Origin of the sequence: Streptomyces sp. NPDC020192, from assembly GCF_044388685.1 — a bacterium.
GTDB lineage: Bacteria > Actinomycetota > Actinomycetes > Streptomycetales > Streptomycetaceae > Streptomyces.
Map to the genome: position 1 here is coordinate 744,802 of NZ_JBIRXG010000001.1, position 24,129 is coordinate 768,930.

Genomic DNA, 24,129 nt, shown 5'->3' on the forward strand with positions numbered 1-24,129 from the left:
AGGCACGACCATGGCGGGACCCGTCCTGGAAATGCGCTCGATCGTCAAGACCTTTCCCGGTGTCAAAGCGCTGTCGGACGTCACGCTGACCGTCCGCCAGGGCGAGGTCCACGCCATCTGCGGGGAGAACGGCGCCGGCAAGTCCACCCTGATGAAGGTGCTCTCCGGCGTCCATCCGCACGGCACCTACGAGGGCGACATCCTCTTCGAGGGAGAGGTCGTCCGGTTCAAGGACATCCGGGCGAGCGAGCAGCACGGCATCGTCATCATCCACCAGGAGCTGGCGCTCTCCCCGTACCTCTCCCTGGCGGAGAACATCTTCCTCGGCAACGAGCACGCCAGGGGCGGGTTCATCGACTGGCGGGAGACCCTGCGGCACGCCACCGAGCTGCTGCGCCGGGTCGGTCTCAACGACCACCCGGAGACCCGCGTCGCCGACATCGGCGTGGGCAAGCAGCAGTTGGTGGAGATCGCGAAGGCGCTCTCGAAGAAGGTGAAGCTCCTCATCCTGGACGAGCCGACGGCGGCGCTGAACGACGAGGACAGCGACAAGCTGCTCCAGCTCATCCTGGAGCTGAAGAACCAGGGCATCACCTCGATCATCATCTCCCACAAGCTCAACGAGATCCGCAAGGTCGCCGACTCGGTGACGATCATCCGCGACGGGCGGTCCATCGAGACCCTCGACGTGAAGGCGGAGGGGACGACCGAGGACCGGATCATCAGCGGCATGGTGGGCCGCGACCTCGACCACCGCTTCCCGGAGCGCACCCCGCACGAGGCGGAGGAGGGCGCGGCACCGGCGCTGGAGATCCGCAACTGGACCGTCCATCACCCGATCGACCAGCAGCGCAAGGTCGTCGACGACGTGTCGATCAGCGTCCGCCGCGGTGAGATCGTCGGCATCGCGGGCCTGATGGGCGCCGGCCGCACCGAACTCGCGATGAGCGTCTTCGGCCGTACCTACGGCCGGTACGCGGGCGGCACGGTCCTCAAGGACGGCGTCGAGATCCGTACGAAGTCCGTCGCCGAGGCGGTGGACCACGGCATCGCGTACGTCACCGAGGACCGCAAGCACTACGGCCTCAACCTCATCGACACCATCAACCGGAACATCTCGCTGACCGCGCTGAAGAAGGTCGCCAAGCGGGGCGTGGTGGACGAGCAGGCGGAGCGGCAGGTCTCCGAGGGCTTCCGCAAGTCGATGAACATCAAGGCGCCGACGGTCTTCGAGCCGGTGGGCAAGCTGTCCGGCGGCAACCAGCAGAAGGTCGTCCTCAGCAAGTGGATCTTCGCGGGTCCGGACGTGCTGATCCTGGACGAACCGACCCGCGGCATCGACGTGGGCGCCAAGTACGAGATCTACACGGTCATCGACCAACTGGCCGCCCAGGGCAAGGCGGTCGTCTTCATCTCCTCCGAGCTGCCGGAACTGCTCGGCATGTGCGACCGCATCTACACGATGGCCGCGGGACGGCTGACCGGTGAGGTGCCGCGGGCCGAGGCCACGCAGGAAGTGCTGATGCGCCAGATGACGAAGGACAAAGAGGTAACCCGATGAGCACGGACGTCACCGACAAGACTCCGGCGGCCGCGCCGCCGGGCAAGGGCGGATCGGCCGGCGGCGAGAACCTGTTGCAGCTGGTGCTCGGCGGCCTGCGCCGCAACATGCGCCAGTACGGCATGCTGATCGCACTCGGTCTGATCGTCGTCCTCTTCCAGTTCTGGACCGGCGGCGACCTGCTGCTGCCGCGTAACGTCTCCAACCTGGTGCTGCAGAACAGCTACATCCTGATCCTCGCGATCGGCATGATGCTGGTGATCATCGCCGGGCACATCGACCTGTCGGTCGGCTCGATCACGGCGTTCGTGGGCGCGTTCGCGGCCGTGCTCACCGTGCAACACCACATGGCGTGGCCCCTCGCCCTGGTGCTGTGCCTGCTGGTGGGCGCGGTGGCGGGCTCCGTACAGGGCTTCCTGATCGCGTACTTCGGCATACCGTCGTTCATCGTCACGCTGGCCGGAATGCTGCTCTTCCGCGGCCTCACGGAGATCCTGCTCAAGGGCCAGACCCTCGGCCCGTTCCCCAACGGCCTGCAGAAGATGGGCAACGGCTTCCTGCCCGCGGTCGGCCCGAACACCAACTACCACAACCTCACCCTGCTCCTCGGCATCGTCCTGATCGCCGCCGTGGTGTGGCAGGAGGTGCGCGACCGGCGTCGCCAGCAGGAGTTCTCCCTCGACGTGGTGCCCGTCAAGCTGTTCCTGCTCAAGCTCGTCGCCCTGGTCGCCGCGATCCTCTCCCTCACGATGCTGCTCGCCAGCTACGACGGCGCGCCGATCGTGCTGATCATCCTCGGCGTCCTGGTGGGCGGCTACGGCTACGTCATGCGCAACTCGGTCTTCGGCCGCCACATCTACGCCATCGGCGGCAATCTGCCGGCGGCCAAGCTGTCCGGTGTGAAGGACAAGCGCATCACCTTCCAGGTGTTCCTGAACATGGGCGTGCTCGCGGCCCTGGCGGGTCTGGTGGTCGCCGCCCGCCTGAACGCGGCCTCGCCGAAGGCGGGCGACGGCTTCGAACTGGAGGCCATCGCCTCCTCGTTCATCGGCGGCGCCTCCATGAGCGGCGGTGTCGGCACCGTACTCGGTGCCATCATCGGCGGTCTCGTCCTCGGCGTGCTGAACAACGGCATGAACCTCCTCAGCGTCGGCACCGACTGGCAGCAGGTCATCAAGGGCCTGGCCCTGTTGGCGGCGGTCGGGTTCGACGTGTGGAACAAGCGCAAGTCCGGTTCGTAAGTCAGACGGGCCCCGCCGGAACAGCCGGCGGGGCCCCTCCTTTATGCGGGAGCCGCATTCATGGAACTGAACAGACGCACGGTCATCGCAGGCGCCGCGGCGGCGGGCCTCGCCGCCACCACCCTCGGCTCGGGCACCGCCCAGGCCGCAACGGGCTCTACGGGTTCGTCCGGAGGCAGGAAGCCGGTGAAGGAGCACTTCGGCACGCTCGCCGACGGCACGAAGATCTACCGCTGGTCGCTGGAGAACGGCGGCACCCGGCTGAAGGTGCTGTCGTACGGCGGCATCATCCAGTCCCTGGAGATCCCCGACCGGCACGGCCGGTACGCCAACGTCTCGCTCGGCTACGACAACCTCGACGCCTACGTGAAGGGCACGACCTTCTTCGGCGCCACCATCGGCCGCTACGGCAACCGCATCGCCAAGGGCCAGTTCACGCTCGACGGCAAGAAGTACCAGCTGTCCGTCAACGACGGCGTGAACAGCCTGCACGGCGGCAAGCAGGGCTTCAACACCAAGGTGTGGGACATCGAGCCCTTCGTCTCCGGCTCCGACGTCGGCCTTCACCTGCACTACACGAGCGTCGACGGCGAGATGGGCTACCCCGGCACGCTGAAGACGAAGGTCACCTTCACCCTGAACCGGCACGGCGACTGGCGGATCGACTACGAGGCCACCACCGACAAGCCGACGGTGGTCAACCTCACCAACCACACGTACTACAACCTCGCCGGCGAGGGCAGCGGCAGCATCTACGGCCACGAACTCTGGCTCGCCGCAGGCCGGTTCACCCCGACCGACTCGGGCCTGATCCCCACCGGTGAGCTGGCGAAGGTCAAGGGCACCCCCTTCGACTTCACCCACCCCAAGCCGGTCGGCCGCGACATCCGCACCGGCCACCCGCAGCTGGTCACCGCCAAGGGCTACGACCACAACTTCGTGCTCGACAAGGGCGTGACCGCCAGGCCCGAGCACGTGGTGACCCTGCGCGACCCCGAGTCCGGCCGCACCCTGAAGATCCTCACCGACCAGCCCGGAGTCCAGTTCTACTCCGGCAACTTCCTCGACGGCACCCTCGTCGGCCCCTCCGGCCACACCTACCGGCAGGGCGACGGAATGTGCCTGGAGACCCAGCACTTCCCGGACTCGCCGAACGAGCCCAAGTTCCCGTCGACGGTGCTGCGGCCGGGCCACACCTACCGGACGACGACGATCCACAAGTTCAGCGTGTGAAACCAGTTGCTCGTCACATGAGTTGAACGGCAGTGCCTGAGTCTCCGTACTCAAAGGTGGCCCGTGCTCCCCCGCACGGGCCACCTTGAACGGAGGTCCTCTTGGCCGGCAACGTCACCTCGCTGTTCCGCGGCACGGCCGCGCACAGCCCTTCGATGGCGGCGCTGACCCGGGAGGGCGGGGACGGCACGGGTCCGGTGGACTTCTGCATCCCGTGCAACCCGTACTTCCCGACCCCGGCCATGTTCGACGAGCTGTCGGCACGACTGCGCGAGATCGTCACGTACTACCCGAGCAGCGCCGACACCATCACGAGCGAGCTGTGCGAACTGCTCCAACTGCCGCCGCAGTGCGTCGCGATGGGCAACGGCTCGACGGAACTGATCACCTGGATCGACCACCTGCTGGTCCGCGAGTCCCTGGCGATCCCGGTCCCGACCTTCGGCCGCTGGACGGACCAGCCGATGGAGACCGGCAAGCGGGTCGACATGTTCCCGCTCCAGGAGGCGGCCGGCTTCGCGCTGGACCTCGCCCAGTACGCGGACTTCATCCGCGCGAGGGGCACGCGCGTGGCGGTCGTCTGCAACCCGAACAACCCGGACGGCGGCTACCTCCGCAAGCAGCAGATCGTCCAGTTCATGGACGCGATGACGGACCTGGACCTGATCGTCGTGGACGAGTCCTTCCTGGAGTTCGCCGACGCCGAGACGGACCCGAGCGTCGTCCAGGAGGCCATGATCCGCCCGAACGTCGTCGTCCTGCGCAGCCTCGGCAAGAACTTCGGCCTGCACGGCATCCGCTTCGGCTACCTGGTGGCGAACCCGGCGCTGGCGGGCAAGGTCCGCTCGATGCTCCCGAAGTGGAACCTCAACTCCTTCGCCGAACACGTGGTGTTCATGCTGCGCGCCCACGGCCCCGAGTACGCGCAGAGCCTCCAGCAGATCCGCAGGGACCGCCTGGAGATGTCCAGCCACCTGTCGGCGCTGCCGGGCCTGACGGTGTACCCCTCCCAGGGGAACTTCCTCTTCGTACGACTGCCCGTAGGAGCCGAGGGCACGGTGGTCCGGGACCGGATGCTCAGCGAGCACCGGATCCTGGTCCGCGAGTGCGGCAACAAGATCGGCTCCTCCAGCCGCTTCCTGAGACTCGTGGTGCGCCCCCAGGTCGACGTGCGTCGCCTGGTGTCCGGCCTGGAGCAGGTGCTCTACGGGACCAGGAGGGGAGCCGCCGTACCCGAGCTGAGCACAGGGACCAGCTACAGCTCGGGTACGGCGGCCGTGGACCGGCTGGTCAGCGAGACCAACGGAGGCGGCATACCGGGCCTGGCCGCACAGGCCCAGGCCATGGCCGCCGGTGCGGCGACCGCCGCGATCGCCGGTGCCGCCGCCCCCATTCCGGCCGCCGGCACCGGCATGCCGCTCCCCGCCGCCGTACCCCCACCCGGCGCCGGGATGCCGATGCCGGCGGCAGCGCCGTTGCCTGCGGCGCCTCAGCCTACGTTCGTGCCGCAGCCGGTGCCGACACCGGTTCCGCAGCCCATGGCACCGATGCAGCAGCCGGTGGCCCCGATGCCGGTCCCCCAGCCGGCCCCAGCCCCGGTGCCGGCCCCGGTCCCGCTGCCGCCGCCCACGCCCCTGCCGACGCCGGCCCCCACCCCCGTACCCGCTCCGGTACCGGTACCGGCCCCCGCGGCCGCCTTCGCCCCCACCCCGCCCGGCGTCCCGGCCCGCGGCGGCCTCACGGCGGCCCAGGTCCGCGGCATGACCGCCCCGCCGGCGGGCCTGACCCCGGCACCGGCCACGGGGTGGCCGAACGCGCAGAGCTGGCCGAACGCGGCGGGGGCCTAGCCGCCGGGGAGCCGCGGACTACTGGCAGAACGCGTTCTTCGGCAGACCCGCGCACGGACGCCTCATGCTCACCTGCGCGGTGAGCGGCGCCAGATCGAGGCCGGTCCGCTGCGGATAGGCCGCGTCCGGGATCGGGCACGGGCCGAAGCGCGCCGCGCACACCAGCTCGCCGGCGAGCAGCTGGTCGTCGCCGACCCCCGCGCCCCTGCCGCACGGCGGGCCGTCGACCCCGCGGCTCTGGATCGACGCCGGGTCGCTGGTCAGCGCGGCACCGCCGGTCGCCCGGTTCCCGTAGAAGCAGTTGTGCGGTGCCGTCGTCGACTCGTTGGCGAGGTCCCCGTTGGTCGGGTTGCCGAAGAAGCCGTTGTTGCTGAACTCGTTGGCCGCCACCACGTTCCCGTAGGAGAGGAACACGCAGACGCCGGGCAGCTGCACCCCGCCCTGGCAGTGGCTCAGCGGCGGCGGAGTCTCGCTGTCGGGGAAGTCGTGCAGGACGACGCCCCAGCTGCCCTGCCGCGTGATCCGGTTGTCGCGGAGCGTGTCGCTGTGGCCGCCCGAGATCTCGATGCCGGCGCCGATGGCTCCTGCCAGCCCGGAGACCGGGGCGTTCGGGTTGTTGTTGTCGTGGATGACGTTGCGCTCGATGAAGGTGCACGAGCGCTGCGGTGCGCCGGGGCAGCTGCCGTCCTGGGGTGGCGGCGCGTCGTCGTTGTTGAGCGAGTTGGCCACGATGCCGGTGCCGTTGTGGTCGAACTCGGAGTCGCTGATGGTGTAGCCGCCCGAGTTGGTGCCGGAGAAGCCGATCGCCGAGTTCTGGCCGTGCGCGTCGCTGAGCGTCACCCCGCAGATGTTGCGGCAGGCGCCCACGTAGTAGTCGGAGTCGCCCATGTTGGACGCATAGGTGTGCGCGATCTCCGCCGGGCCCGTCGCGTTGGACGCGAAGATCCCGTACTGCGCCATCGGCGCGCTCGCGTCGGCCGAGCCGTAGCCCGAGGTCGCGGTCAGATAGGCGCCGTGGTAGCCGTGCAGACCGATCTGCCCGCTGCCGTCGCCGCCGTTCCACCAGATCTGGTTGCCGCCGCTGCCGTCGCTGCCGGAGAGGTAGTTGCAGACGGTGAGGTTCTCGATGGAGACGCCGTCGGCCCTGGAGACGACGATGCCGCTGCGGCCGGTGGTGTCCTGCAGCGCCGGATCGGCCGGGCACGGCCGCGCCGCGCCGGCGTTGCTGCCGTCGACGACCACCCGGTTGCGGTCCAGCCCGCGGATGTGGATGCCGGGCGTGGTGACCAGCACGCCCGCCTCCGTGGTGGCCTTCTCGTGGTAGACGCCGGGCCAGACCAGCACCCAGTCGCCCGTGCGCGCGTCGTCGACGGCGGCCTGGATGGTTCCGTACGGGTGCGTCGAGCTGCTCGGGCAGCTGACGGTACTGGCGTTGCAGACCAGCAGTACCTGTGGATCCTGCCGGTCGTGCGCGGCCGCGGCCGGCGTGACCCCGCCCGCCGCCAACGCCAGCGTTCCGAGCAGGGCCGGCAGGAGTCTGTTGCTTCGCGGTGACCTTTGCGGCACAGCAATTCTCCTTCAGAAAAGTAAATTGACGTCACGCCGGAGCGGAGCGGGTCACCGGTGCTTGGCGGGGTGTCCCCCCGGCCTGCTCACGTGTGCCGCGTGCAGGGTGCGCAGGGGCGGCGAGGTGTCGTGATGAACCGCGGAGCCCGAGTCGCCCGAGCGGTGCGGGGCGGCGGTGTGGGCGGGGTGCTGTGCCGCGGGTGCGGCCTGTGCCGTCGGAGCGTGGCCCAGGCCGGTGGCGAACAACGCGACGGCAAGCAGGGACGGGAGTCGGCGGAATCTACGCAATGCGCTTCCTCACAGGTGATCGAGCCACGCACAGCAGCCCATCACCCGATGACGACACCGGCCGACCGGCAGGCACCTCATCGCGGAGAGACGGGATCGCGGAGAGACGGGACGCACCATCGGCCGGACCCCGTCAGGTGATCCCACAGGGCTGCGCCGTCCGGACACACCGTGACGGCACATCACCTCATACAGGACACACCAACTGATCACCCCTGTCCGCCATGGTGATCAGGCGCGGATCACCCGGTCGGTCGCGCCGAGAGACCCGCCGCCGTACGCGCGACCGCGTCGAAGGGATCCAGCGTGCCCGTGGCGCGGCACAGCACATGCGCACCCTCAAGCAGGGTGACCAGGGTGGTGGCGAGGTCGGTCGCCGCGGCGGACGACAGGCCGGCCACGGCGAGCCGGTCGGCGAGGCGGTCGATCCAGGAGGTGAACGCCGTCGCCGCCACCTCCCGCAGAGCGGTGTCGTCACCGGGCTCCGTGCCGACGGTGAGCGCCGCGACGGCACAGCCGCCTCCGCAGGCGGACAGCTCCACGACGGGCCGCACCAGGTCCAGGAAGGCGGAGACCACGGTCGCCGGGTCGTCGGCGGGCAGGGCGGCCAGCAGGTCGTCCACCTGCTCACCCTTGCGGGCCGCGGCCTCGGCGACCAACTGGGCCTTGCCGTCCGGGAAGTGATGGTAGATCGCGCCCCGCGCGGCCCCGCTGGCCCGCAGCACCTCAGTGAACGACATCCCGGCCACCCCGCGCCGCTCCAGGGCCTCGATCGTCGCCTCGATCATCCGGCCGCGAGTGTCGCTCGCCATCACTGACCTCCAGACCTGCGGGGTTGACTAGTACGGCCATCCTACTCCAAGCTGACGGAGCGCTAGTACGTACGTCCTAGCGAGTAGCGAGAACGAGAGGTGTCCTGCCATGCCCATCACCGTCACCGCACCCCGAGGCGTCCTCACCGCCGAGGGCGAGCGCGAGATCCTGCCCCGTCTGACCGACGCGCTCATCGAGGCCGGCGGCCTCAAGGGCAACGCCTTCTTCACGTCGGTCGTCGGCGGCACGGTCCATGTCCTGGAGCCGGAGCGCATCTACGGGGGCGGGGTGAACCGCCCGCTGGTGATGGTCGAGCTCAAGCTGCCCGACATCGGCCTGCCGTCACTGGAGTCGCGCACGTCGTTCATCACAGCGGCGACCGACATCGTCGACGCCCTCACGGTCCCGGCCCACGACCGCCGCGACACCTGGGTCAACATCCTCAACGCCCTGGACGGAGGCTGGGGCCTCGGCGGGCAGACCTACACGGGCGACGCCCTCGTCGCGGCGGTCACGGCCGGCGCCGCTCAGTAGGCCACCGGCCAACTCGTCGACCAGTTCAGCAGGTTGACACCGAGCTTCGGGGTGCCGCTGTCGTTGCCGTCGTAGTAGTGGTAGACGATCAGGTCGCCGTCAGTGTCGTTCATGATGGACTGCCCGCCGGGCCCGATGACGCTGCCGTGCGACTCCAGCACCGCCCGGTCCACCAACTGCCGAACGACAGCCACCACGTGCCGTCGCCGTCCACGAAGAGGCGTTCGGGATCTCGCACTGCGATCGCCAATACGAACGGCCGTAGAATCGAATAGTTTGCGAGTCAGCGGTTCTCACAGCAACTCGTAGGCCCCACAAGGCTTTTCCGGCCGCGTCAGGGCCAGCCAGCGCGGCACGTCGACCTCGGCCCGCACGGTCTTGCCGGGCGGGTCACGGTCCACGACCTCCCACCGATCGGCGAGTGCGTCCACCAGCAGGAGCCCGCGCCCCGCCTCGGCGAGCAGCTCGGGTGCGCGCACGTCGTGCGGTCCGGGCGGACGCTCGGCCCGGGTGTCGGTCACCTCGACCCGCACACTCCCGGTCACCAGCGCCAGCCGCAGCTCGAAGTCCCGCCCGGGTACGCGACCGTGGGTGACGGCGTTGGCGGCCAGCTCACCGACGATCACGGCGACGGCCTCGGCGGTCCCGGAGCCGTACGGGATACCCCAGCCGGCGAGCTGGGAGAGCGCGAGATGCCTGGCCAGGCGGGCGCCTCGGGGGGTGGGGCTGAGGCGCTGGGTGAAGGGGGGTGGTGCGGTCATGGGCCCAATGTGGCGGGCGGGGACGGGCGTTCACCAGCTCCGGGCCGCGTACGCTGCGCGAGCGTACACGGTGACGGACTGGACAGTACGCGTGACTGAACGTGACCATGTGCTGCATGGGTACGGGAACCGGCGGTGAGCCGGAGTCGTCGGGCAGTTTGCGGACGTTCGGGGCGGTCTCGCAGGCCCTCCGGGAGTATCACGGGCTGAGCAGGGAGGAACTCGGGGAACTTGTCGGCTACTCCAAGCACACCATCGCGTCGATCGAGTTGGGGCGGCGGATGCCGGACCCGGACTTCATCGAACCGGCGGAGGCGGCGCTGGGGAACACGGGTGCGCTGAGGAGGGCGGCGGAGCATCTGGAGCGGGAGCCGGGGCTCGCTTCCTGGTTTCGGCGATGGGCACGATGGGAGAAGCTGGCGATCAATCTCTGCACGTACGAGTGCCGGATGATCCCGGGGTTGTTGCAGACGGAGGCCTACGTACGGGCTCTGGCCGCTGATCAGCTACCGCCCCTGTCGGACCCGGAGATCGAGGAGATGTGGTCCGCTCGGACAGAGCGACAGCGGCTGCTGCACGAACGCCCCAACAGCGCGTTCAATTTCATCCTCGAAGAGCACCTGTTCCTACGGCGTACTGGTGGCGTGGAGGTCACCCGGCGGCTGATCGACCACATCCTGGAAATCGGCGAGCTGCGGAACGTCGAGCTCCAAGTGATGCCGCTGGTACAGGAGTCGCACGCCGGATTGCAGGGGCCCATCCATCTCCTGGAAACCCCCGAGAACAAGTGGTTCGCTTATCTCGAAGGGCAGGAGAGCGGGCAGTTGATCACTCAGCCGAAAGTGGTCAGCGTGCTCCAGGCGCGGTATGCCAGGATGCGTTCGCAGGCTCTCACCATCAGAGACTCTGCGAGTCTGCTGCAACGGATGCGAGGGGACTTATGACCAGCACCTCCGAACTGACCTGGTTCAAGAGCAGTTACAGCAGCAGCGCTTCCGGCGACTGCGTGGAGATAGCCACCTGCCCCACCACCATCCACATCCGCGACTCCAAGGCGAAGGAGGGCCCGGTACTGGGCCTCTCCCCCGCCGCCTGGAGCGACTTCGTCGGCTATGCCGCTACGGGCACTGCTTCCACGCCATGTGGTACACCGTGCTGATGTCGCCGTCAGTCGAGTCCATGGTCATGAAGCTGACCTTGCCCGGAGCCTGCGTACCGGCGTTCACTCTCAGCTCGGTGTTGATGTTGAAGTTGCGCAGCACCCCGCAGGGCGACCAGACCAGTTGGGCCCAGTCCGTGCTGTCCGTGGCCTGCCAGTCGTCGTTGTAGGCGCCGGTGAAGGGGTGGGTCTTGGGCACCGTCTGCGGGGAGCCCTGGAAGTAGTACGAGGCCTTCTGGGTGGCCGTGGCGCCGGGCTGAAGCGAGAGGAAGCCTCGGTAGTCCGCGCTCGCGATGGCGTAGGTGAAGCCCTGCGGGACGTGGACGACCAGGTTGAGCTGGCAGTTCTTGCGGAAGGCCGTGGGGTCGGAGTTGCCGCCGGCCTGGGCCAGGTAGGAGCTGTAGGTCACCGTGAAGGCCGTGTTGTCCGGGGAGACGGCGACGGCGGCCGTACCGGCCGGACAGCCCGAGCCGTTCACCGTCGCCACGTCGATGACGATCTTGTCGGGGGGCGGGTTGTCGAGGACGCCCGAGGCGGGCGTGTGGGCGGGCAGTGCGGTGGTGAGCAGAGCGGCTACGGCACCGCTCAGGAGGAGTCCGCCAGCCATGGTTTCTCCCATGTCGTCGAGTGGGGGGTGTGCCTCCGGTCCGGCCCTACCGCTCGTTCAACCTTGAAGAAACTGTGTGGGACCTGTGAAGGGCGGGAGGCGTGAGCATCGTAGGAAGCCACGCCCCGGCCCGGGAGAGCGAACTCCGGCCATTCACATCCGGCTTTTCACCGCCTCCGGTCCCACACCGTCTCGACGCGGTGATCCGGACCGGTGATCGCCGTCCAGCACAGCTTGCAGAAGATCATGTCGTTGTCCCAACCGGCTTGTTCACGGGTTCTCCCACGCCGTGGGTTCCGCCGCCAGTGCCCGGACCGGCTCCGGCAGCGCGTCCGCCGCGAGGTCCGCGATCGTCACGCCCTCCAGGATGCGGCGGACGTTCGCGCGCAGGGCGATCCACAGAGGCAACAGGGGCTGGGCCGTGCCCGTGTAGGAGAGGCCTGTGGGGCGTTCGCCGCGTACCGACACGATCGGGCCGTCGACCGCCCGGATGACGTCGGCCACCGTGATCGCGGCCGCGTCCCGTGCCAGGCGGTAGCCGCCGCCCCCGCCGCGCCTGCTCTCCACGATTCCGGCACGTCGGCAGTCACCCAGGATGCCCTCCAGGAACTTGTGCGGGATGTCCTGGACGGAGGCGATTTCCTCTGCCTTCACGGGGCCGTTACCCTGCCGTACGGCCAGTTCCAGTACCGCCCGTACCGCGTAGTCCGCCCGCGCCGAGATCCTCATGGGTCCATTGTGAGGCGTCGCTCCGGGGAGAATGGCCGGACCCGCGCCCCGTAAGATCGCCCGGGAGGATCCACCTTGGCGCTCAGCAGACGTACCTTCAGTGCCCTGGCCGGCTCTGCCGCGCTCGGGCTCGGCCTGGGCGGCAGCGGCGGCCCCGGCGCGCCCTCGGCGTTCGCGGCGCGCGCCAGTGTGCCGACCGGCCCGGCGCCCCTGCCGCCCCGGGCCGACGGCGAGCGGCACACCATCGGCTACGACCGGTACTCGCTGCTCGTGGACGGCATGCGGGTAGTCGTCTGGTCCGGGGAGTTCCATCCCTTCCGGCTGCCGAGTCCGTCGCTGTGGCGGGACATCCTCCAGAAGATGCGGGCGCACGGGTACAACGCCGTCAGCATCTACGTCGCCTGGAACTACCACTCCCCCGCACCCGGCGTCCATGACTTCTCCGGCGTCCGGGACCTCGATCTCTTCCTGCGCATGGCCACCGAGACCGGGCTGTACGTCATCCTGCGCCCCGGGCCGTACATCAACGCCGAGGTCGACGGCGGCGGCTTCCCCGGCTGGCTCACGGCGACCAAGGGGACCGCGCGGACCGACGATCCGACCTATCTGTCGTACGTCGACGCGTGGCTGACAGCCGTCAACCGGATCGCGCGCAAGCACCTCTTCACCCAGGGCACCGGCACGGTCCTGCTCTACCAGATCGAGAACGAGTACGACGCCCACGCCGGGGACGACACCGGGCGGCGGTACATGTCCCACCTGTACAAGAAGGTGCGCGCCGACGGCATCGACGTACCCCTCTTCCACAATGACAAGGGGCGGAACGGGTACTGGGTGCCCGGGTCGTTCGACACCGGCGGGGAGTCGGGCGGCTGGCTGTACGGGTTCGACGGGTATCCGTCGCCCACCGGCACCCCGCCGGACTGGGGGACCTTCGGGCCGGGTGGCGCGAAGGGAGGGGCCGGTGCCTCTCCCTCCACGCCCGGGTTCGTGCCCGAGTTCGGGGGTGGCTGGTTCGATCCGTGGGGCGGGGCCTGGTTCGACGGCAAGGGGTACGCCGAGTCCCGGCGGACGCGGGACGCGGCGTACGAGCGGCGGTTCTATCTGACCAACCTCGCCAACGGGCTCACGCTCCACAACGTCTACATGACCTTCGGCGGGACCTCCTGGGGCTGGCTGCCCGCGCCCGTCGTCTACACGTCGTACGACTACGGCGCCGCCATCGACGAGGCCCGGAACGTCACGGCGAAGATCGCGCCGATGCACCAGCTCGGCCATCTCCTCCAGCGCGTGCCCGACTTCGCCAAGCTGGACCGGGCGGAGGCGGTCACCGCGAAGGGGCTGAAGGTCTACCACCTGACCAACCCCGACACCGGCGCCCATGTCTACGTCGCCCGCAACGACGGCACGGACCCGGTCACCACCTCCCTGTCCACCGACGCCGGCGATCTGCGCATCACCGTGCCCGGCAAGGACGCCCGGCTGCTGACGACCGGGCTGAAGCTCGGCGAGCGGACGCTCAAGTACTCCACCGCCCAGCCCGTCTTCTGCCTGACGGCCGGGCGGCAGGACGTCGCCCTGTTCACGGGCCGCACGGACGACATGGTCGAGCTGGTGCTGAAGAGCCCGGAGGAGCCGTCCGTCATGCGGCTGGCCCCGGAGGCCGCCTGGGTCTACGACGAGATCGACGAGCTGCGGGTGACCAGCCCCCTCGGCGACGGCGGGCTGACCCGGGTCCTGGTGCAGAAGGGCGGCAGCGACACCCCGCTGGTCCTCCTCTTCGGCGACGACACCACCGCCGTACGCCTCTTCCCGTACGACACCCCGTCCGGGACGCTGCTGGTCTACGGCCCGGCGCTGCTGCGCCACGCCGAAGTGCGGGGCTCGGTCGTCCACTTGACCGGCGACGTCACCGACACGACGGCCGTCGAGGTGTGGGCCCCGCGCGGGGTCGACACCCTGGTGTGGAACGGGCGCACCCTGCCCACCCGGGTGACCCTGTCCGGCAGCCTGATGACCACGGGTCTGGTGCCGGCCGTGCCCGAGGTGCGGCTGCCCGCGCTGGGCGGCTGGCGGATGCGCAGGGAGAACCCGGAGGCCGGGCCCGGCTTCGACGACTCCCGCTGGCAGGTCGCCGACCGTACGACGTCGTTCAGCACCACCGCCGTCCCGGACGGCGGGCCGGTGCTCTTCGCCGACGACTACGGCTTCCATTACGGAGACGTCTGGTACCGGGGCACCTTCACCGACTCCAGCGACCTGGAGGAGATCTCCCTCGCCTACGGCAGCGGCACACAGGGGCTGTTGATGGCCTGGCTGGACGGCGATCCGCTGGGCACCCACCGGATGCCCGTCCCGGACAGGAACACGACTGTCCGGCAGGGGAGTTGGACCGCCACGGCCGCCTTCCCGGTGCGCGAGGCGTTGCGCTCGCCCGGCCGGCATGTGCTGTCCGTGCTCGTCCGGCGTATGCAGCACGACCAGGACGGCGGTGGGCGGGACACGCACAAGGCGGCGAGGGGGCTTGTGTCGGCCGCCTTCAAGGGGGCCGCGCCGAAGGTGAGTTGGCGGATCCAGGGCGAGACGGCCCCGGACCCCGTGCGCGGGCCGATGAACAACGGCGGCCTGTACGGCGAGCGGGAGGGCTGGCATCTGCCGGACGGCCGGGACCGCGACTGGGAGCCGGTGAGCTTCCCGCGGGACGTCCGGTACCAGGGCGTGACCTGGTACCGGACCAGCTTCCGGCTGTCGGTGCCGGCCGACGTCGACGCGTCGATCGGCCTGACCCTGGAGGACGACCGGTACCGGAAGTACCGGGCCCAGATCTTCCTCAACGGCTGGAACATGGGCCAGTACATCAACGACGTCGGCCCGCAGCACACCTTCGTCCTGCCGAACGGCGTCCTGCGCACCCGGGGCACCAACACCCTCGCGCTGGCGGTCCTGTCGGAACTCACCACGCTGTCGGGCCCCGGGTCCGTACGTCTGACGCTGCTCGGCAGCGCGAGCGGCGGACTGCCGGTCACGCCAGTCTGATCACGTTCCAGGACAGCGGTTCCAGTACGGCGGTGAGGGTGCCGTCCGCCACGGCGGTGCCCTCGACCTGGTGCGGGGCGACCCGCTCGGGGTCCTCCAGGGTGTTGCGGGCGTCGGGGTCGGCGTCCGCGAGCGCGCTGTGCTCGGTGACGGTCGTCAACTCCAGCCCGATGAGGGCCACTTCGAGGGGCAGGGCCGCGGTACGGCTACGGTTGACGGCGAACACCGTGACCGTGCCGTCGGCCGCGCGGACCGCCGTGGCGTGCAGCAGGTCCGTCTCGCCGTACTTCTTCGTCTCGTACGTCGGCGAGTCCACCCGTACGTCCAGCACCTCGCCCCGGCCGTACTTCGAGGCCTGCGCGAACGGGAAGAACGTCGTCTGCCGCCAGGCCGGGCCGCCCGGCTCGGTCATGATCGGCGCGATCACGTTGACCAGCTGGGCGAGGCAGGCGACGGTGACCCGGTCGGCGTGCCGGAGCAGGGCGATGAGGAGCGAGCCGAAGACGACGGCGTCGGTGACGCTGTAGTTGTCCTCCAGCAGCCGGGGCGCCTCCGGCCAGTCGGACTGCTCGAACGTCTTGGCGTGCTCCTCCCAGCGGGAGAGGTACCAGACGTTCCACTCGTCGAAGGAGAGGTTGATCTTCTTCTTGGACTTGAGGCGCGCGCCCACGTGGTCGGCGGTCGCGACCACGTTCTCGATGAAGGACTCCATGTCGACGGCCGAGGCGAGGAAGGAGTCGATGTCGCCGTCGGTGGGTTCGTAGTAGGCGTGGAGCGAGATGTAGTCGACCAGGTCGTACGCCTCCTGGAGGACCGTCGCCTCCCACTCGGCGAAGGTCGGCATGGACTGGCTGGAGGAGCCGCAGGCGACCAGCTCGACGCCGGGGTCCTGCTGACGCATGGCCCGCGCGGTCTCGGCCGCGAGCCGGCCGTATTCGGTGGCGGTCTTGTGACCCGTCTGCCAGGGGCCGTCCATCTCGTTGCCCAGGCACCAGAGCCTGATGCCGAAGGGTTCCTTGTCGCCGTGGGTGGCACGGAGGTCGGAGAGGGCGGTGCCGGAGGGGTGGTTGGCGTACTCCTGGAGTTCGAGGGCCTCGGCCACGCCTCTCGTCCCGAGGTTCACGGCCATCATCGGCTCGGCCTGCGGGCCGACCTTCTTCAGGAACGCGATGTACTCGGAGAGGCCGAAGCGGTTCGACTCCGTCGAGTGCCAGGCCAGGTCGAGGCGGCGGGGGCGGCTTTCGGCGGGGCCGACCGAGTCCTCCCACTTGTAGCCGGAGACGAAGTTGCCGCCGGGGTAACGGAAGGCGGTGACGCCGAGTTCGCGGACCAACTCCAGTACGTCGGTGCGCAGTCCGGCCTCGTCTGCGGAGGGGTGCCCGGGTTCGTAGATGCCGGTGTAGACGCAGCGGCCGAGGTGTTCGACGAAGGATCCGAAGATACGGGCGTTGACCTCGCCGACGGTGAAGGCGGGGTCGAGGGTGAAGCGGGCGGTGCTCTTGCTCATGGGGTCCCTCCGGGTTACTTCACAACAGGCCATCCGGCACGCCGGCTCAGCTCGTTCAGGCCCAGCTTCGGGGTGCCGTTGTCGTTCGCGTCGTTCGACGCGGATCTTGCAGGTGATTGTTCGGCATATCGAATAACGCTCGTAACTTCGAACGGGACCGTAGATTCGAAGCGCTTCCGCGTCAATGGGTGGGACACAAGCCCATAGGTGGTTTTCTCTTTGACCACGGTCATCGCATCTCATGACGGGGACACTCCCGGACGCGTAGGCTCTGTCCAGCGGAAGGGGAGGCGATGGGCATCGCGGGCGCGCGTGAGCAGGCGGCACGCCTGACCGCATGGCTGCGCCCCTCCCGGCCGGGCTGGGCGATGCGCCTGCTGGCCCGCGACCTGGCCGCCGCCGTCCGCGCCCGGCCCCGGCCGCCGGACGGAGTACGGGAGTTGTGCCGGGCCCTGTGCGAGGAGATGAGCGCGCGACGCGGCGGACGGCCGGTGGAGCTGCGCTTCGAACGCTTCCCGGACGAGCTCGAAGTCACCGGCCTGTGGGTGGAGTTCGTCGACTTCGACCTGGTGATCGTGGAGGAGCGAGCCGAGTCGGTCCAGCAACTGGTCATCCTGGGCCACGAGTTGTGGCACCTGCACGCCGGGCACCGGCACCACCACCTGGCCGACGACGCGGCCGCCCGCGCCCTCGCCGACGAGCCCGGCTGGCGGGAGGCGGCGCTCACGGTGGCCGCCCGCAACGGCTCCCGGGAGACCGACGAGGCCGAGGCGGACGACTTCGGCCACCGCCTGGCCACGCTCTTCCGCAACCGGCTCTCCGGCACTTCCGGTGCCCGCCCCACCCCGCTGGATCCCGTCCAGCGGGTCCTCGGATATCGCGGACGTGGAGGCGCCGCGTAGTGAGACAGCTGGCGTTCGACCCCTCGGAGTTCCTCGGCGAGTTCTACATCTCCTTCTGGATCCCCACCGCCGTGCTCACCGCCGCGCTGGTGCTCAAGCTGCCCACGATCATCCGGCTGTGGCGGGACCCGCTGCTGCGCGCGGTCGGCGGGCTGCTGCTGCTCGCCTGCGCGGTGTTCGTGTTCTGCTCGCCGTCCACGATCCACCGGGTCAACCGGCTGACCGGCGTGCCCAACTTCTCGGCGCCCTGGTGCTATTCGCTCATCACCGCGATGTCCGCCTCCGGCCTGCTGCTGATCGTGACCTGGCGCAACGGCCTGTCCGACCGCTCGGCCGCGACCCGGCGGGCGGTGCGGTGGGTGGTCTCGGCGTACGCCGGGGTGATCGTGGCGCTGTGGCTGCTGTTCCTGCTCGCCGACGCGCCGGTGGAGCGCGTACGGGACCTCGACACCTTCTACGCCGCTACGCCGTTCATGCGCGAGGAGATCCTGCTGTACCTCCTCGCGCACGGCGCGGCCTGTACGGTCGCCTCGCGGCTCATCTGGAACTGGGCGCACACCGAGGGGCTGGACGCCCTGCTGCGCTGGGGGCTGAAGCTGCTGGGCGCCGGATACTGGCTCAACATCGTCTTCAACACGGCCAAGCTGACCGCCATCGGCGCGCGGTGGTCCGGGCACGATCTGGACTGGCTCAGCACGAACCTCGCGCCGCCGGTCGCCTCGCTCTCCGCGATCCTGGTCGCCGCCGGCTTCATCCTCCCGCACGCCGGCCAGTACCTCCACGACCGCTGGCACGTCCGCCTCGCCCACCGCGAACTCCGCCCGCTGTACCAGCTGATGCGCACCGCGAGCGGCGACGGCGTCCCCTTCATGCTCCGGGCCACACCGGAACTGCGCCTGACCCGCCGGGAGACGTTCGTACGGGACGTGCTCCTCCAGCTCACCCGCCACATCGACGCGGACCTGGGCCACAGGGCGTACGACACCGCCCGCGCCCTGGGGCACCCGCCGGAGCACGCGCAGGCGTTGGCGTCGGCGGTGGCCGTCCTGGACGCGATCGACAGCAGACGGCGTACGCCGGACGGGGACACGGCCGAGTCGGCGACGGGCCCGGACCCGACGCACCTGCTCCGCGACATCGCCCCGATCTCCCGTGCGCTGCGAAGGCCGGAGGAGATCGAGGCGGTGCGGGCGGGGACGGGTCCGCGCGTACGCACGGCCGCTCCTGTGGAGTGAGGAACGTCAGCCCGCAAATGCCGGTTGGGGTAGCCCCTGACCCGCACCCGGGATCACCAGCACAGAACCCGACAGCGGTTCCGGGGACTCCAGGCCGACCCGAGCCGTCGTGACGTACAGGTCGGTCAGCGCGGCGCCGCCGAACGCGCAGGCCGTCGTACGCGGCGTCGGCAAGGTGATCACGCGGTCCAGCCGGCCGTCAGGGGTGTAACGGCGCACCCCTCCCCCGTCCCACAGGGCCACCCACACACACCCCTCCGCGTCGACCGTCAGGCCGTCCGGGAAGCCCGCGCCCTCCTCGATCTCCACCAGCGGCCGGCGGCCGGTCACCCGCTCGCCGTCGTAGTCGAAGACGTCGACGCGCCGGGTCGGGGAGTCGGCGTAGTACATCAGGCGGCCGTCCGGGCTCCAGCCCGTGCCGTTGCTGACCGTGACGTCGGGGAGGATCGTCTCGGCCGTACCGTCGCCGGTCAGGCGGCTCAGCGTGCCGCCCCCCGCCGCCTCGTCGTACCGCATCGTGCCCGCCCACAGCGCCCCGTCCGGCGCCACGGCGGCGTCGTTCGCGCGGCGCCCCTGGACCGGCTCGTGGTACAGCCAGCGGAAGCTGTCGTCGGGGTCCAGGAGGGCCACGCCGTCCCGGAGGTTCAGCACCAGGCCGCCGCCCGCGCGCGGCTTGGCCGCGCCCACGTGCTGCTCGGTCGTCCGGGCCGTACGGCGGCCCGTGGCGGGGTCGTACGTGTTGACCCGCATGCCCAGGATGTCCAGCCAGATGAGGCGCCCCGTCGCCGGGTCCCACGTCGGCCCCTCGCCGAGCGTCGCCTCCGCCCGTACGGCGACCTCGAACCCCGCGTATCCCCTGTCCTGGTGCCCCCCGCTCATTCCGCGCTCCGGTGGCCCAGCCGCTCGGACAGGTCCGCCGCGCCCTTCACGGCCAGCTGCTCCAGCTCCTCCCGGCGCTCGTCGCTCCAGCGGATCATCGGCACCGAGATGGACAGGGCGGCGACCACCTGGCCCGTGCGGTCGCGCACCGGCGCCGCCACGCAGCTCACGTCCGGGTTGGACTCGCGGCTCTCCACCGCGATCCCCCGCTGCCGGATCTCCGCCAGCGCCTCGCGCAGCGCGCCCGGGTCGGTGATGCTGTTCGGCGTCATCGCGGTCAGCTCGGCGTCGTCCGGGATCCGCGCCGTCAGCTCCGGCTGCGGCAGCGAGGCCAGCAGCATCTTGCCGACCGAGGTGCAGTGGGCCGGCAGCCGGCGGCCGGCGGCGGACACCATGCGCACCGCGTGCGTGGAGTCGACCTTGGCGATGTAGATGACGTCGGTGCCCTCGAGGATCGCCACGTGCACCGTCTCGTCGCAGGTCTCGGCGACCGAGCGGGCCACCTGCTGCCCCTCGGCGGCGAGGTCGAGCTGCTCGGCGTAGCGGCTGCCGAGCTGGTACGGGCGTACGCCGAGCCGGTAACGTCCGGGCTGCCCCGGAACCTGCACGATGTACGAGCGTGCGGCGAGCGTGGTGACCAGCTCGTGCACGGTGGTGCGCGGCAGCTGGAGCCTGCGCACGATGTCGGGGGCGGAGAGCGTCCCGTCTCCGTCGAGGAACAGCTCCAGAATGTCCAGAGCCCGGGTCACGGCAGGCACGAGGCGTCCCACGTCCGGCCCCCTCCCTTGGGTCTAAGCGCCCGGCCGATATCCCTCATGTTCGAGATATCAACAGGCGATCGGCATGACGAACACAGGCTAATCATGGGGAGGTGCGCGGGCAATGGTCCGGAGCGGGCCGGGCACCATGAAGGGCATGTACGTCGACTTCCAGCTGGTGCTGCTGCGCCGCATGGCCGACCACAATCCCGATCTGGTCGAGGACGCCCGCCACCGCCTCGGGGCGTCGATCGCGGACATGCGGGAGGCCAACAAGCGCTGGCAGGCGATGGTCCGCTCGCCCAGGTCCCGGTCCGCCGCCACCCGCTATCGCTCTGTCCTCGGCGACCCGGAATCGGTGGTCCCCCGCCGCCTCGGCGACGCCGACTGCGAGGCCCGCCGCTGGGCCCTGCCCCTCTGGCCCGACCTGCGCTTCGAGGTGCTGGTCGGGCCGGACGGGGCGGTGTGGAACGAATGGCTGGTACGCGCCCCCGGCGCCCCGGCGCCGAAGCTGGAGACCCTGGACGACCTCGCCCCCTGGTCCTGCACGGTGGACGAGGCCGCCCGCGCCTTCGCCCCGGCCCGCCCGCTGGAGGGCACGGCCCCCACCCGCTGGGGGCTCGCCTTCACCGCGCCGGACCGGGCGGGCGTACGGCACGAGGTCGTCGCCGAGTTCACCTGGGGGCTGCTGCAGCGGACGGCCGTACTCCCGTCGTAGCTCAGTCGTCGAAGCCCGTCGCACGGGTCCGCTTCTCCCAGGCGACGACATCCTCCCGTACCTGGTCGAGGTGGCCGAGGACCGCGCTCACGCCGTCGTCGCCGAGCGGCAGCCGCAGCGGAGTGTGCTCCGCGTCCAGCGCGGCCAGGACGAGGGCCGCCGCCTTGGCCGGGTCGCCGGGCTGGCCGCCGTGACCGCCGGCCACGGCCGCGCGCGTCTCGCCGACCTTCGCGTACACCCCGCTGTCGTCGCTGCTCCCGGCCCGGCCGGCCTGGAACAGCGAGGTCCGGAAGGCACCCGGCTCCACGATCAGCACCTTGATCCCGTACTCGGCGACCTCGTCCGCGAGCGCCTCGGAGATGCCCTCCAGCGCGAACTTCGTCCCGCTGTACGCGCCGAAGCCCGCGAAGGACATCTGCCCGCCCATGCTGCTCATCTGCACGACCGCGCCCGAGCGCCGCTCCCGCATGTGCGGCAGCACCGCCCGCACGAGTGCCGTGGGACCGAAGACATGCAGGTCGAACAGCTCGCGCAGCTCCGCTTCCGTGGTCTCCTCGACGGCACCGACATGCGTACGCCCCGCGTTGTTGACCAGCACGTCGATCCGCCCGTGCCGGGCCACGACATCCCGGACCGCCTCCTCGATCGCGGCGGTGTCGGTCACGTCCAGCCGGAGCGCCTCCACCTGGTCGGGGTGGGCGGCCACCAGGTCGTCCAGGGCCTCCGGGCGCCGGGCCGCGCCGACCACCACGTCACCGGCGGCGACGGCCGCCTCGGTGATCTCCCGCCCGAAACCGCTGGTCGCCCCGGTCACCAGCCATACCTTGTTCATCACGACTCCCCGTTGATCTCAGTGGTTCCCGCTGACACGAACAGACTGCTGCCACGTGCCGTTGCCCGTCCAAGACCCTTGGTGATAACCAACGGCTATGACGATGGACGTCCACGCACGCGACCTGCGCTACTTCGTCGCGGTCGCCGAGGAACTGCACTTCACCCGCGCCGCCGAGAAGCTCTACGTCTCACAGCCCGCACTGAGCAAGCAGATCCGGGCGCTGGAGCGGCAGTTGGGGACGGAGCTGTTCCGGCGCGACCAGCACGCGGTGGCGCTGACGGCGGCGGGCGAGGCGCTGCTGCCGCACGCCCGGAACGTACTGTCGGCATGGGAGGCGGGCGCGGCGGCCGTGGAGGAGGCCAAGGCGGCCCAGCGCAGCACGCTCGTGGTCGGCATGAGCACCAGCCCCGGCCGGGGCGGACTGCTGCCGGCCATCCGCTCCCGCTTCACCGCCGCGCACCCCGAGGTCACGGTCCGGCTCCGCCAGCTGACCTGGGACGATCCGACGGCGGGCCTGGCGGACGGCGAGACGGACGTCGCCTTCGTCTGGCTGCCGCTGCCGGACGAGGAGCGCTACGACTGGACCGTGGTCGCCGAGGAGCCCCGGCTGCTCGCCCTGCCGGAGAACCACCCGCTCACCGCCCAGGCGGAGCTGGACTTCACGGACGTACTGGACGAGCCGTTCCTGGCCCTCCCCGAGAGCGCGGGCCGGCTGCGCGACCACTGGCTCGCCCTGGACGCCCGCGCCGGCCGGCCGGCCCGGATCGGCGCGGAGATCTCCGGCGCGGAGGAGACGTACGAGGCGCTGGTCGCCGGTCTCGGGATCTGCCTGGTGGCCGAGGGCAACGCCCCGCTGATCACCCTGGGCGGAGTCGTCACCCGCCCGGTACGAGGCATCGGCCCGAGCCGCTACGCCCTGGCCTGGCGGCGGGAGGACGAACGCCGCCCGCTGGTCAGGGCGTACGCGCAGGCGTGCAGGGAGACGGTCAACCGATGACGTCGTCGCCGGCCGCCGCCAGGATCGCCTTCGCCACATCCTCCAGCGACCCGGGATGCAGTCCCAGGAACAGATTCGGCTCCACCAGCTCCAGCTCCATCAGCCGGGGCGTCCCGTCCTCGCCGTCCACGAGGTCCACGCGGGCGTACAGCAGCTCGGGCGCATCGGGTACGGCGGCCAACGCCCGCTCGGCGACGGCGAGTTCGTCGGCCGTCGGCTGCCAGCGCTCCAGGTCGGGATGGGCCACCTTCTCGGCGTCGTACGGCGTGCCCGGCGCGAGGACGGCGCCCTTGCGGCTGGCGTGCAGCAGGCGGCCGCCGAAGAACTGCAGCGCCCGCTCCCCGCTGACCTCGATGCCCCGGACGTACGGCTGCACCATCGCCGTGAAGCCCTCGGCGTGCATCCGCGCGAGCTGGCGTACGGCCGTGTCGTGCTCGGCGGGCGTGTACCGGGCGGCGAACCGCGCCCCCGCGCCCGAGGTCGGCTTGATCACGTACTCATGGCCGTCGGGCAGCTCGGCGGCCTCACCGGGCGCGATGTAGGACGTGGGCACGGTGGGCACACCGGCCGCCGCCAGCTCCCCCAGATACCGCTTGTCCATGCTCCACCGCACCACGGCCGCCGGATTGGCGAGCCGGGTCACCCGCCCGACCCGCTCCACCCAGTCCGCGAACTCGGCGGCCCGCCAGCTGTAGTCCCAGGTGGACCGTATGAGGACCAGGTCGTACCCACCCCAGTCGGCCCACGGATCGTCCCAGTACTGGGCCTCGGCCTCGACCCCGCGCTCCAGCAGCGCCCGCACCAGCACCGGCAGATCGTCGTCCCGGTGCGGTTCGGCCCCGGGGTCGTAGGTGGCGAGTGCGATGCGGGGCACGGCGGGACTCCCTGTCGTGACGACGGTTCGGTCACGGCGAGGCTAACAA

At 70.5% G+C, this 24,129-nt stretch carries 23 protein-coding genes and 1 pseudogene; 12 read left to right on the top strand and 12 right to left on the bottom strand.

What is annotated here, in order from left to right; genetic code table 11:
• Positions 1 to 10: 10 nt before the first annotated feature.
• The 4 genes from mmsA (at position 11) to ACH47Z_RS03480 (ending at position 5,882) form a co-directional block, all read left to right on the top strand.
• The gene (gene mmsA, locus ACH47Z_RS03465; RefSeq protein ID WP_399069998.1) at positions 11 to 1,561 is read left to right on the top strand and encodes a multiple monosaccharide ABC transporter ATP-binding protein; all 1,551 of its coding nucleotides are present in this window, start codon (positions 11 to 13) and stop codon (positions 1,559 to 1,561) included.
• Entirely contained in the window at positions 1,558 to 2,802 is a 1,245-nt protein-coding gene (gene mmsB, locus ACH47Z_RS03470; RefSeq protein WP_399070000.1) for a multiple monosaccharide ABC transporter permease, read from the top strand. Before mmsA ends, mmsB begins: the two co-directional genes overlap by 4 nt.
• A 60-nt stretch (positions 2,803 to 2,862) precedes the next feature.
• Entirely contained in the window at positions 2,863 to 4,035 is a 1,173-nt protein-coding gene (locus ACH47Z_RS03475; protein WP_399070002.1) for an aldose epimerase family protein, read from the top strand.
• Between the two features lie 101 nt (positions 4,036 to 4,136).
• Complete coding sequence (locus tag ACH47Z_RS03480) at positions 4,137 to 5,882, top strand: pyridoxal phosphate-dependent aminotransferase (RefSeq protein ID WP_399070005.1); 1,746 nt, start codon at positions 4,137 to 4,139, stop codon at positions 5,880 to 5,882.
• A gap of 18 nt (positions 5,883 to 5,900) precedes the next feature.
• Here ACH47Z_RS03480 and ACH47Z_RS03485 read toward each other — a convergent pair whose 3' ends face one another.
• From ACH47Z_RS03485 to ACH47Z_RS03495, 3 genes are all read right to left on the bottom strand, one after another.
• Positions 5,901 to 7,448, bottom strand: coding sequence for a right-handed parallel beta-helix repeat-containing protein (locus ACH47Z_RS03485; RefSeq protein ID WP_399070008.1), 1,548 nt, complete (start codon positions 7,446 to 7,448; stop codon positions 5,901 to 5,903).
• Between the two features lie 51 nt (positions 7,449 to 7,499).
• A complete protein-coding gene (locus ACH47Z_RS03490; RefSeq protein ID WP_399070010.1) occupies positions 7,500 to 7,736 on the bottom strand; it encodes a hypothetical protein in 237 nt (78 codons plus the stop codon).
• A gap of 242 nt (positions 7,737 to 7,978) precedes the next feature.
• Entirely contained in the window at positions 7,979 to 8,548 is a 570-nt protein-coding gene (locus ACH47Z_RS03495; protein ID WP_399070012.1) for a TetR/AcrR family transcriptional regulator, read from the bottom strand.
• A gap of 109 nt (positions 8,549 to 8,657) precedes the next feature.
• Between ACH47Z_RS03495 and ACH47Z_RS03500 the strand changes: the two genes are divergently transcribed.
• Positions 8,658 to 9,083 carry a hypothetical protein gene (locus tag ACH47Z_RS03500; RefSeq protein WP_399070015.1) on the top strand — a complete coding sequence of 142 codons (426 nt, stop codon included), beginning with the start codon at positions 8,658 to 8,660 and terminating at the stop codon, positions 9,081 to 9,083.
• On the opposite strand, the pseudogene ACH47Z_RS03505 reads toward ACH47Z_RS03500, so the two are convergent.
• Positions 9,077 to 9,244 (bottom strand): annotated as a pseudogene (locus ACH47Z_RS03505) (arabinan endo-1,5-alpha-L-arabinosidase); the annotation flags it as partial. The gene ACH47Z_RS03500 and the pseudogene ACH47Z_RS03505 sit on opposite strands and share 7 nt — an antisense overlap.
• Before the next feature lie 132 nt (positions 9,245 to 9,376).
• Positions 9,377 to 9,844, bottom strand: a complete 468-nt coding sequence (locus ACH47Z_RS03510) for an ATP-binding protein (RefSeq protein WP_399070018.1) — start codon at positions 9,842 to 9,844, stop codon at positions 9,377 to 9,379.
• Between the two features lie 107 nt (positions 9,845 to 9,951).
• Here ACH47Z_RS03510 and ACH47Z_RS03515 point away from each other — a divergent pair, with 107 nt between their 5' ends.
• Entirely contained in the window at positions 9,952 to 10,788 is an 837-nt protein-coding gene (locus ACH47Z_RS03515) for a helix-turn-helix domain-containing protein (RefSeq protein WP_399070370.1), read from the top strand.
• Positions 10,785 to 11,003: a DUF397 domain-containing protein gene (locus ACH47Z_RS03520; RefSeq protein ID WP_399070020.1), complete on the top strand. Its 219-nt coding sequence runs from the start codon at positions 10,785 to 10,787 to the stop codon at positions 11,001 to 11,003. The genes ACH47Z_RS03515 and ACH47Z_RS03520 overlap by 4 nt, the downstream gene beginning before the upstream one ends.
• Here the strand turns inward: ACH47Z_RS03520 and ACH47Z_RS03525 are convergent.
• Positions 10,963 to 11,610, bottom strand: a complete 648-nt coding sequence (locus tag ACH47Z_RS03525) for a DUF4360 domain-containing protein (protein WP_399070022.1) — start codon at positions 11,608 to 11,610, stop codon at positions 10,963 to 10,965. The genes ACH47Z_RS03520 and ACH47Z_RS03525 overlap by 41 nt on opposite strands.
• Before the next feature lie 270 nt (positions 11,611 to 11,880).
• Entirely contained in the window at positions 11,881 to 12,339 is a 459-nt protein-coding gene (locus ACH47Z_RS03530; protein WP_399070024.1) for an RrF2 family transcriptional regulator, read from the bottom strand.
• Positions 12,340 to 12,414: 75 nt separating this feature from the next.
• Between ACH47Z_RS03530 and ACH47Z_RS03535 the strand changes: the two genes are divergently transcribed.
• Entirely contained in the window at positions 12,415 to 15,375 is a 2,961-nt protein-coding gene (locus ACH47Z_RS03535; protein ID WP_399070026.1) for a beta-galactosidase, read from the top strand.
• On the opposite strand, the gene ACH47Z_RS03540 is transcribed toward ACH47Z_RS03535, so the two are convergent.
• Positions 15,362 to 16,882: an alpha-N-arabinofuranosidase gene (locus ACH47Z_RS03540; protein WP_399070028.1), complete on the bottom strand. Its 1,521-nt coding sequence runs from the start codon at positions 16,880 to 16,882 to the stop codon at positions 15,362 to 15,364. The genes ACH47Z_RS03535 and ACH47Z_RS03540 overlap by 14 nt on opposite strands.
• 293 nt (positions 16,883 to 17,175) lie before the next feature.
• Here ACH47Z_RS03540 and ACH47Z_RS03545 point away from each other — a divergent pair, with 293 nt between their 5' ends.
• Positions 17,176 to 17,784, top strand: a complete 609-nt coding sequence (locus ACH47Z_RS03545; RefSeq protein WP_399070029.1) for a toxin-antitoxin system, toxin component family protein — start codon at positions 17,176 to 17,178, stop codon at positions 17,782 to 17,784.
• Positions 17,784 to 19,019 carry an MAB_1171c family putative transporter gene (locus ACH47Z_RS03550; RefSeq protein WP_399070031.1) on the top strand — a complete coding sequence of 412 codons (1,236 nt, stop codon included), beginning with the start codon at positions 17,784 to 17,786 and terminating at the stop codon, positions 19,017 to 19,019. Before ACH47Z_RS03545 ends, ACH47Z_RS03550 begins: the two co-directional genes overlap by 1 nt.
• A 6-nt stretch (positions 19,020 to 19,025) precedes the next feature.
• Here ACH47Z_RS03550 and ACH47Z_RS03555 read toward each other — a convergent pair whose 3' ends face one another.
• Entirely contained in the window at positions 19,026 to 19,898 is an 873-nt protein-coding gene (locus ACH47Z_RS03555; RefSeq protein ID WP_399070033.1) for an SMP-30/gluconolactonase/LRE family protein, read from the bottom strand.
• On the bottom strand, positions 19,895 to 20,668 hold the full coding sequence (locus tag ACH47Z_RS03560) for an IclR family transcriptional regulator (RefSeq protein ID WP_399070035.1): 774 nt from the start codon (positions 20,666 to 20,668) through the stop codon (positions 19,895 to 19,897). The genes ACH47Z_RS03555 and ACH47Z_RS03560 overlap by 4 nt, the downstream gene beginning before the upstream one ends.
• A gap of 145 nt (positions 20,669 to 20,813) precedes the next feature.
• On the opposite strand from ACH47Z_RS03560, the gene ACH47Z_RS03565 reads away from it, so the two are divergent.
• A complete protein-coding gene (locus ACH47Z_RS03565) occupies positions 20,814 to 21,374 on the top strand; it encodes a hypothetical protein (protein WP_399070037.1) in 561 nt (186 codons plus the stop codon).
• 1 nt (position 21,375) lies between these two features.
• On the opposite strand, the gene ACH47Z_RS03570 is transcribed toward ACH47Z_RS03565, so the two are convergent.
• Positions 21,376 to 22,206 (bottom strand): oxidoreductase, encoded by an 831-nt coding sequence (locus tag ACH47Z_RS03570; protein ID WP_399070039.1) that lies wholly within the window; start codon positions 22,204 to 22,206, stop codon positions 21,376 to 21,378.
• A gap of 97 nt (positions 22,207 to 22,303) precedes the next feature.
• On the opposite strand from ACH47Z_RS03570, the gene ACH47Z_RS03575 reads away from it, so the two are divergent.
• Positions 22,304 to 23,206, top strand: coding sequence for a LysR family transcriptional regulator (locus tag ACH47Z_RS03575; RefSeq protein WP_399070041.1), 903 nt, complete (start codon positions 22,304 to 22,306; stop codon positions 23,204 to 23,206).
• On the opposite strand, the gene ACH47Z_RS03580 is transcribed toward ACH47Z_RS03575, so the two are convergent.
• On the bottom strand, positions 23,196 to 24,080 hold the full coding sequence (locus tag ACH47Z_RS03580) for a RimK family alpha-L-glutamate ligase (protein WP_399070043.1): 885 nt from the start codon (positions 24,078 to 24,080) through the stop codon (positions 23,196 to 23,198). The two genes, ACH47Z_RS03575 and ACH47Z_RS03580, sit on opposite strands and share 11 nt — an antisense overlap.
• Positions 24,081 to 24,129: the final 49 nt, after the last annotated feature.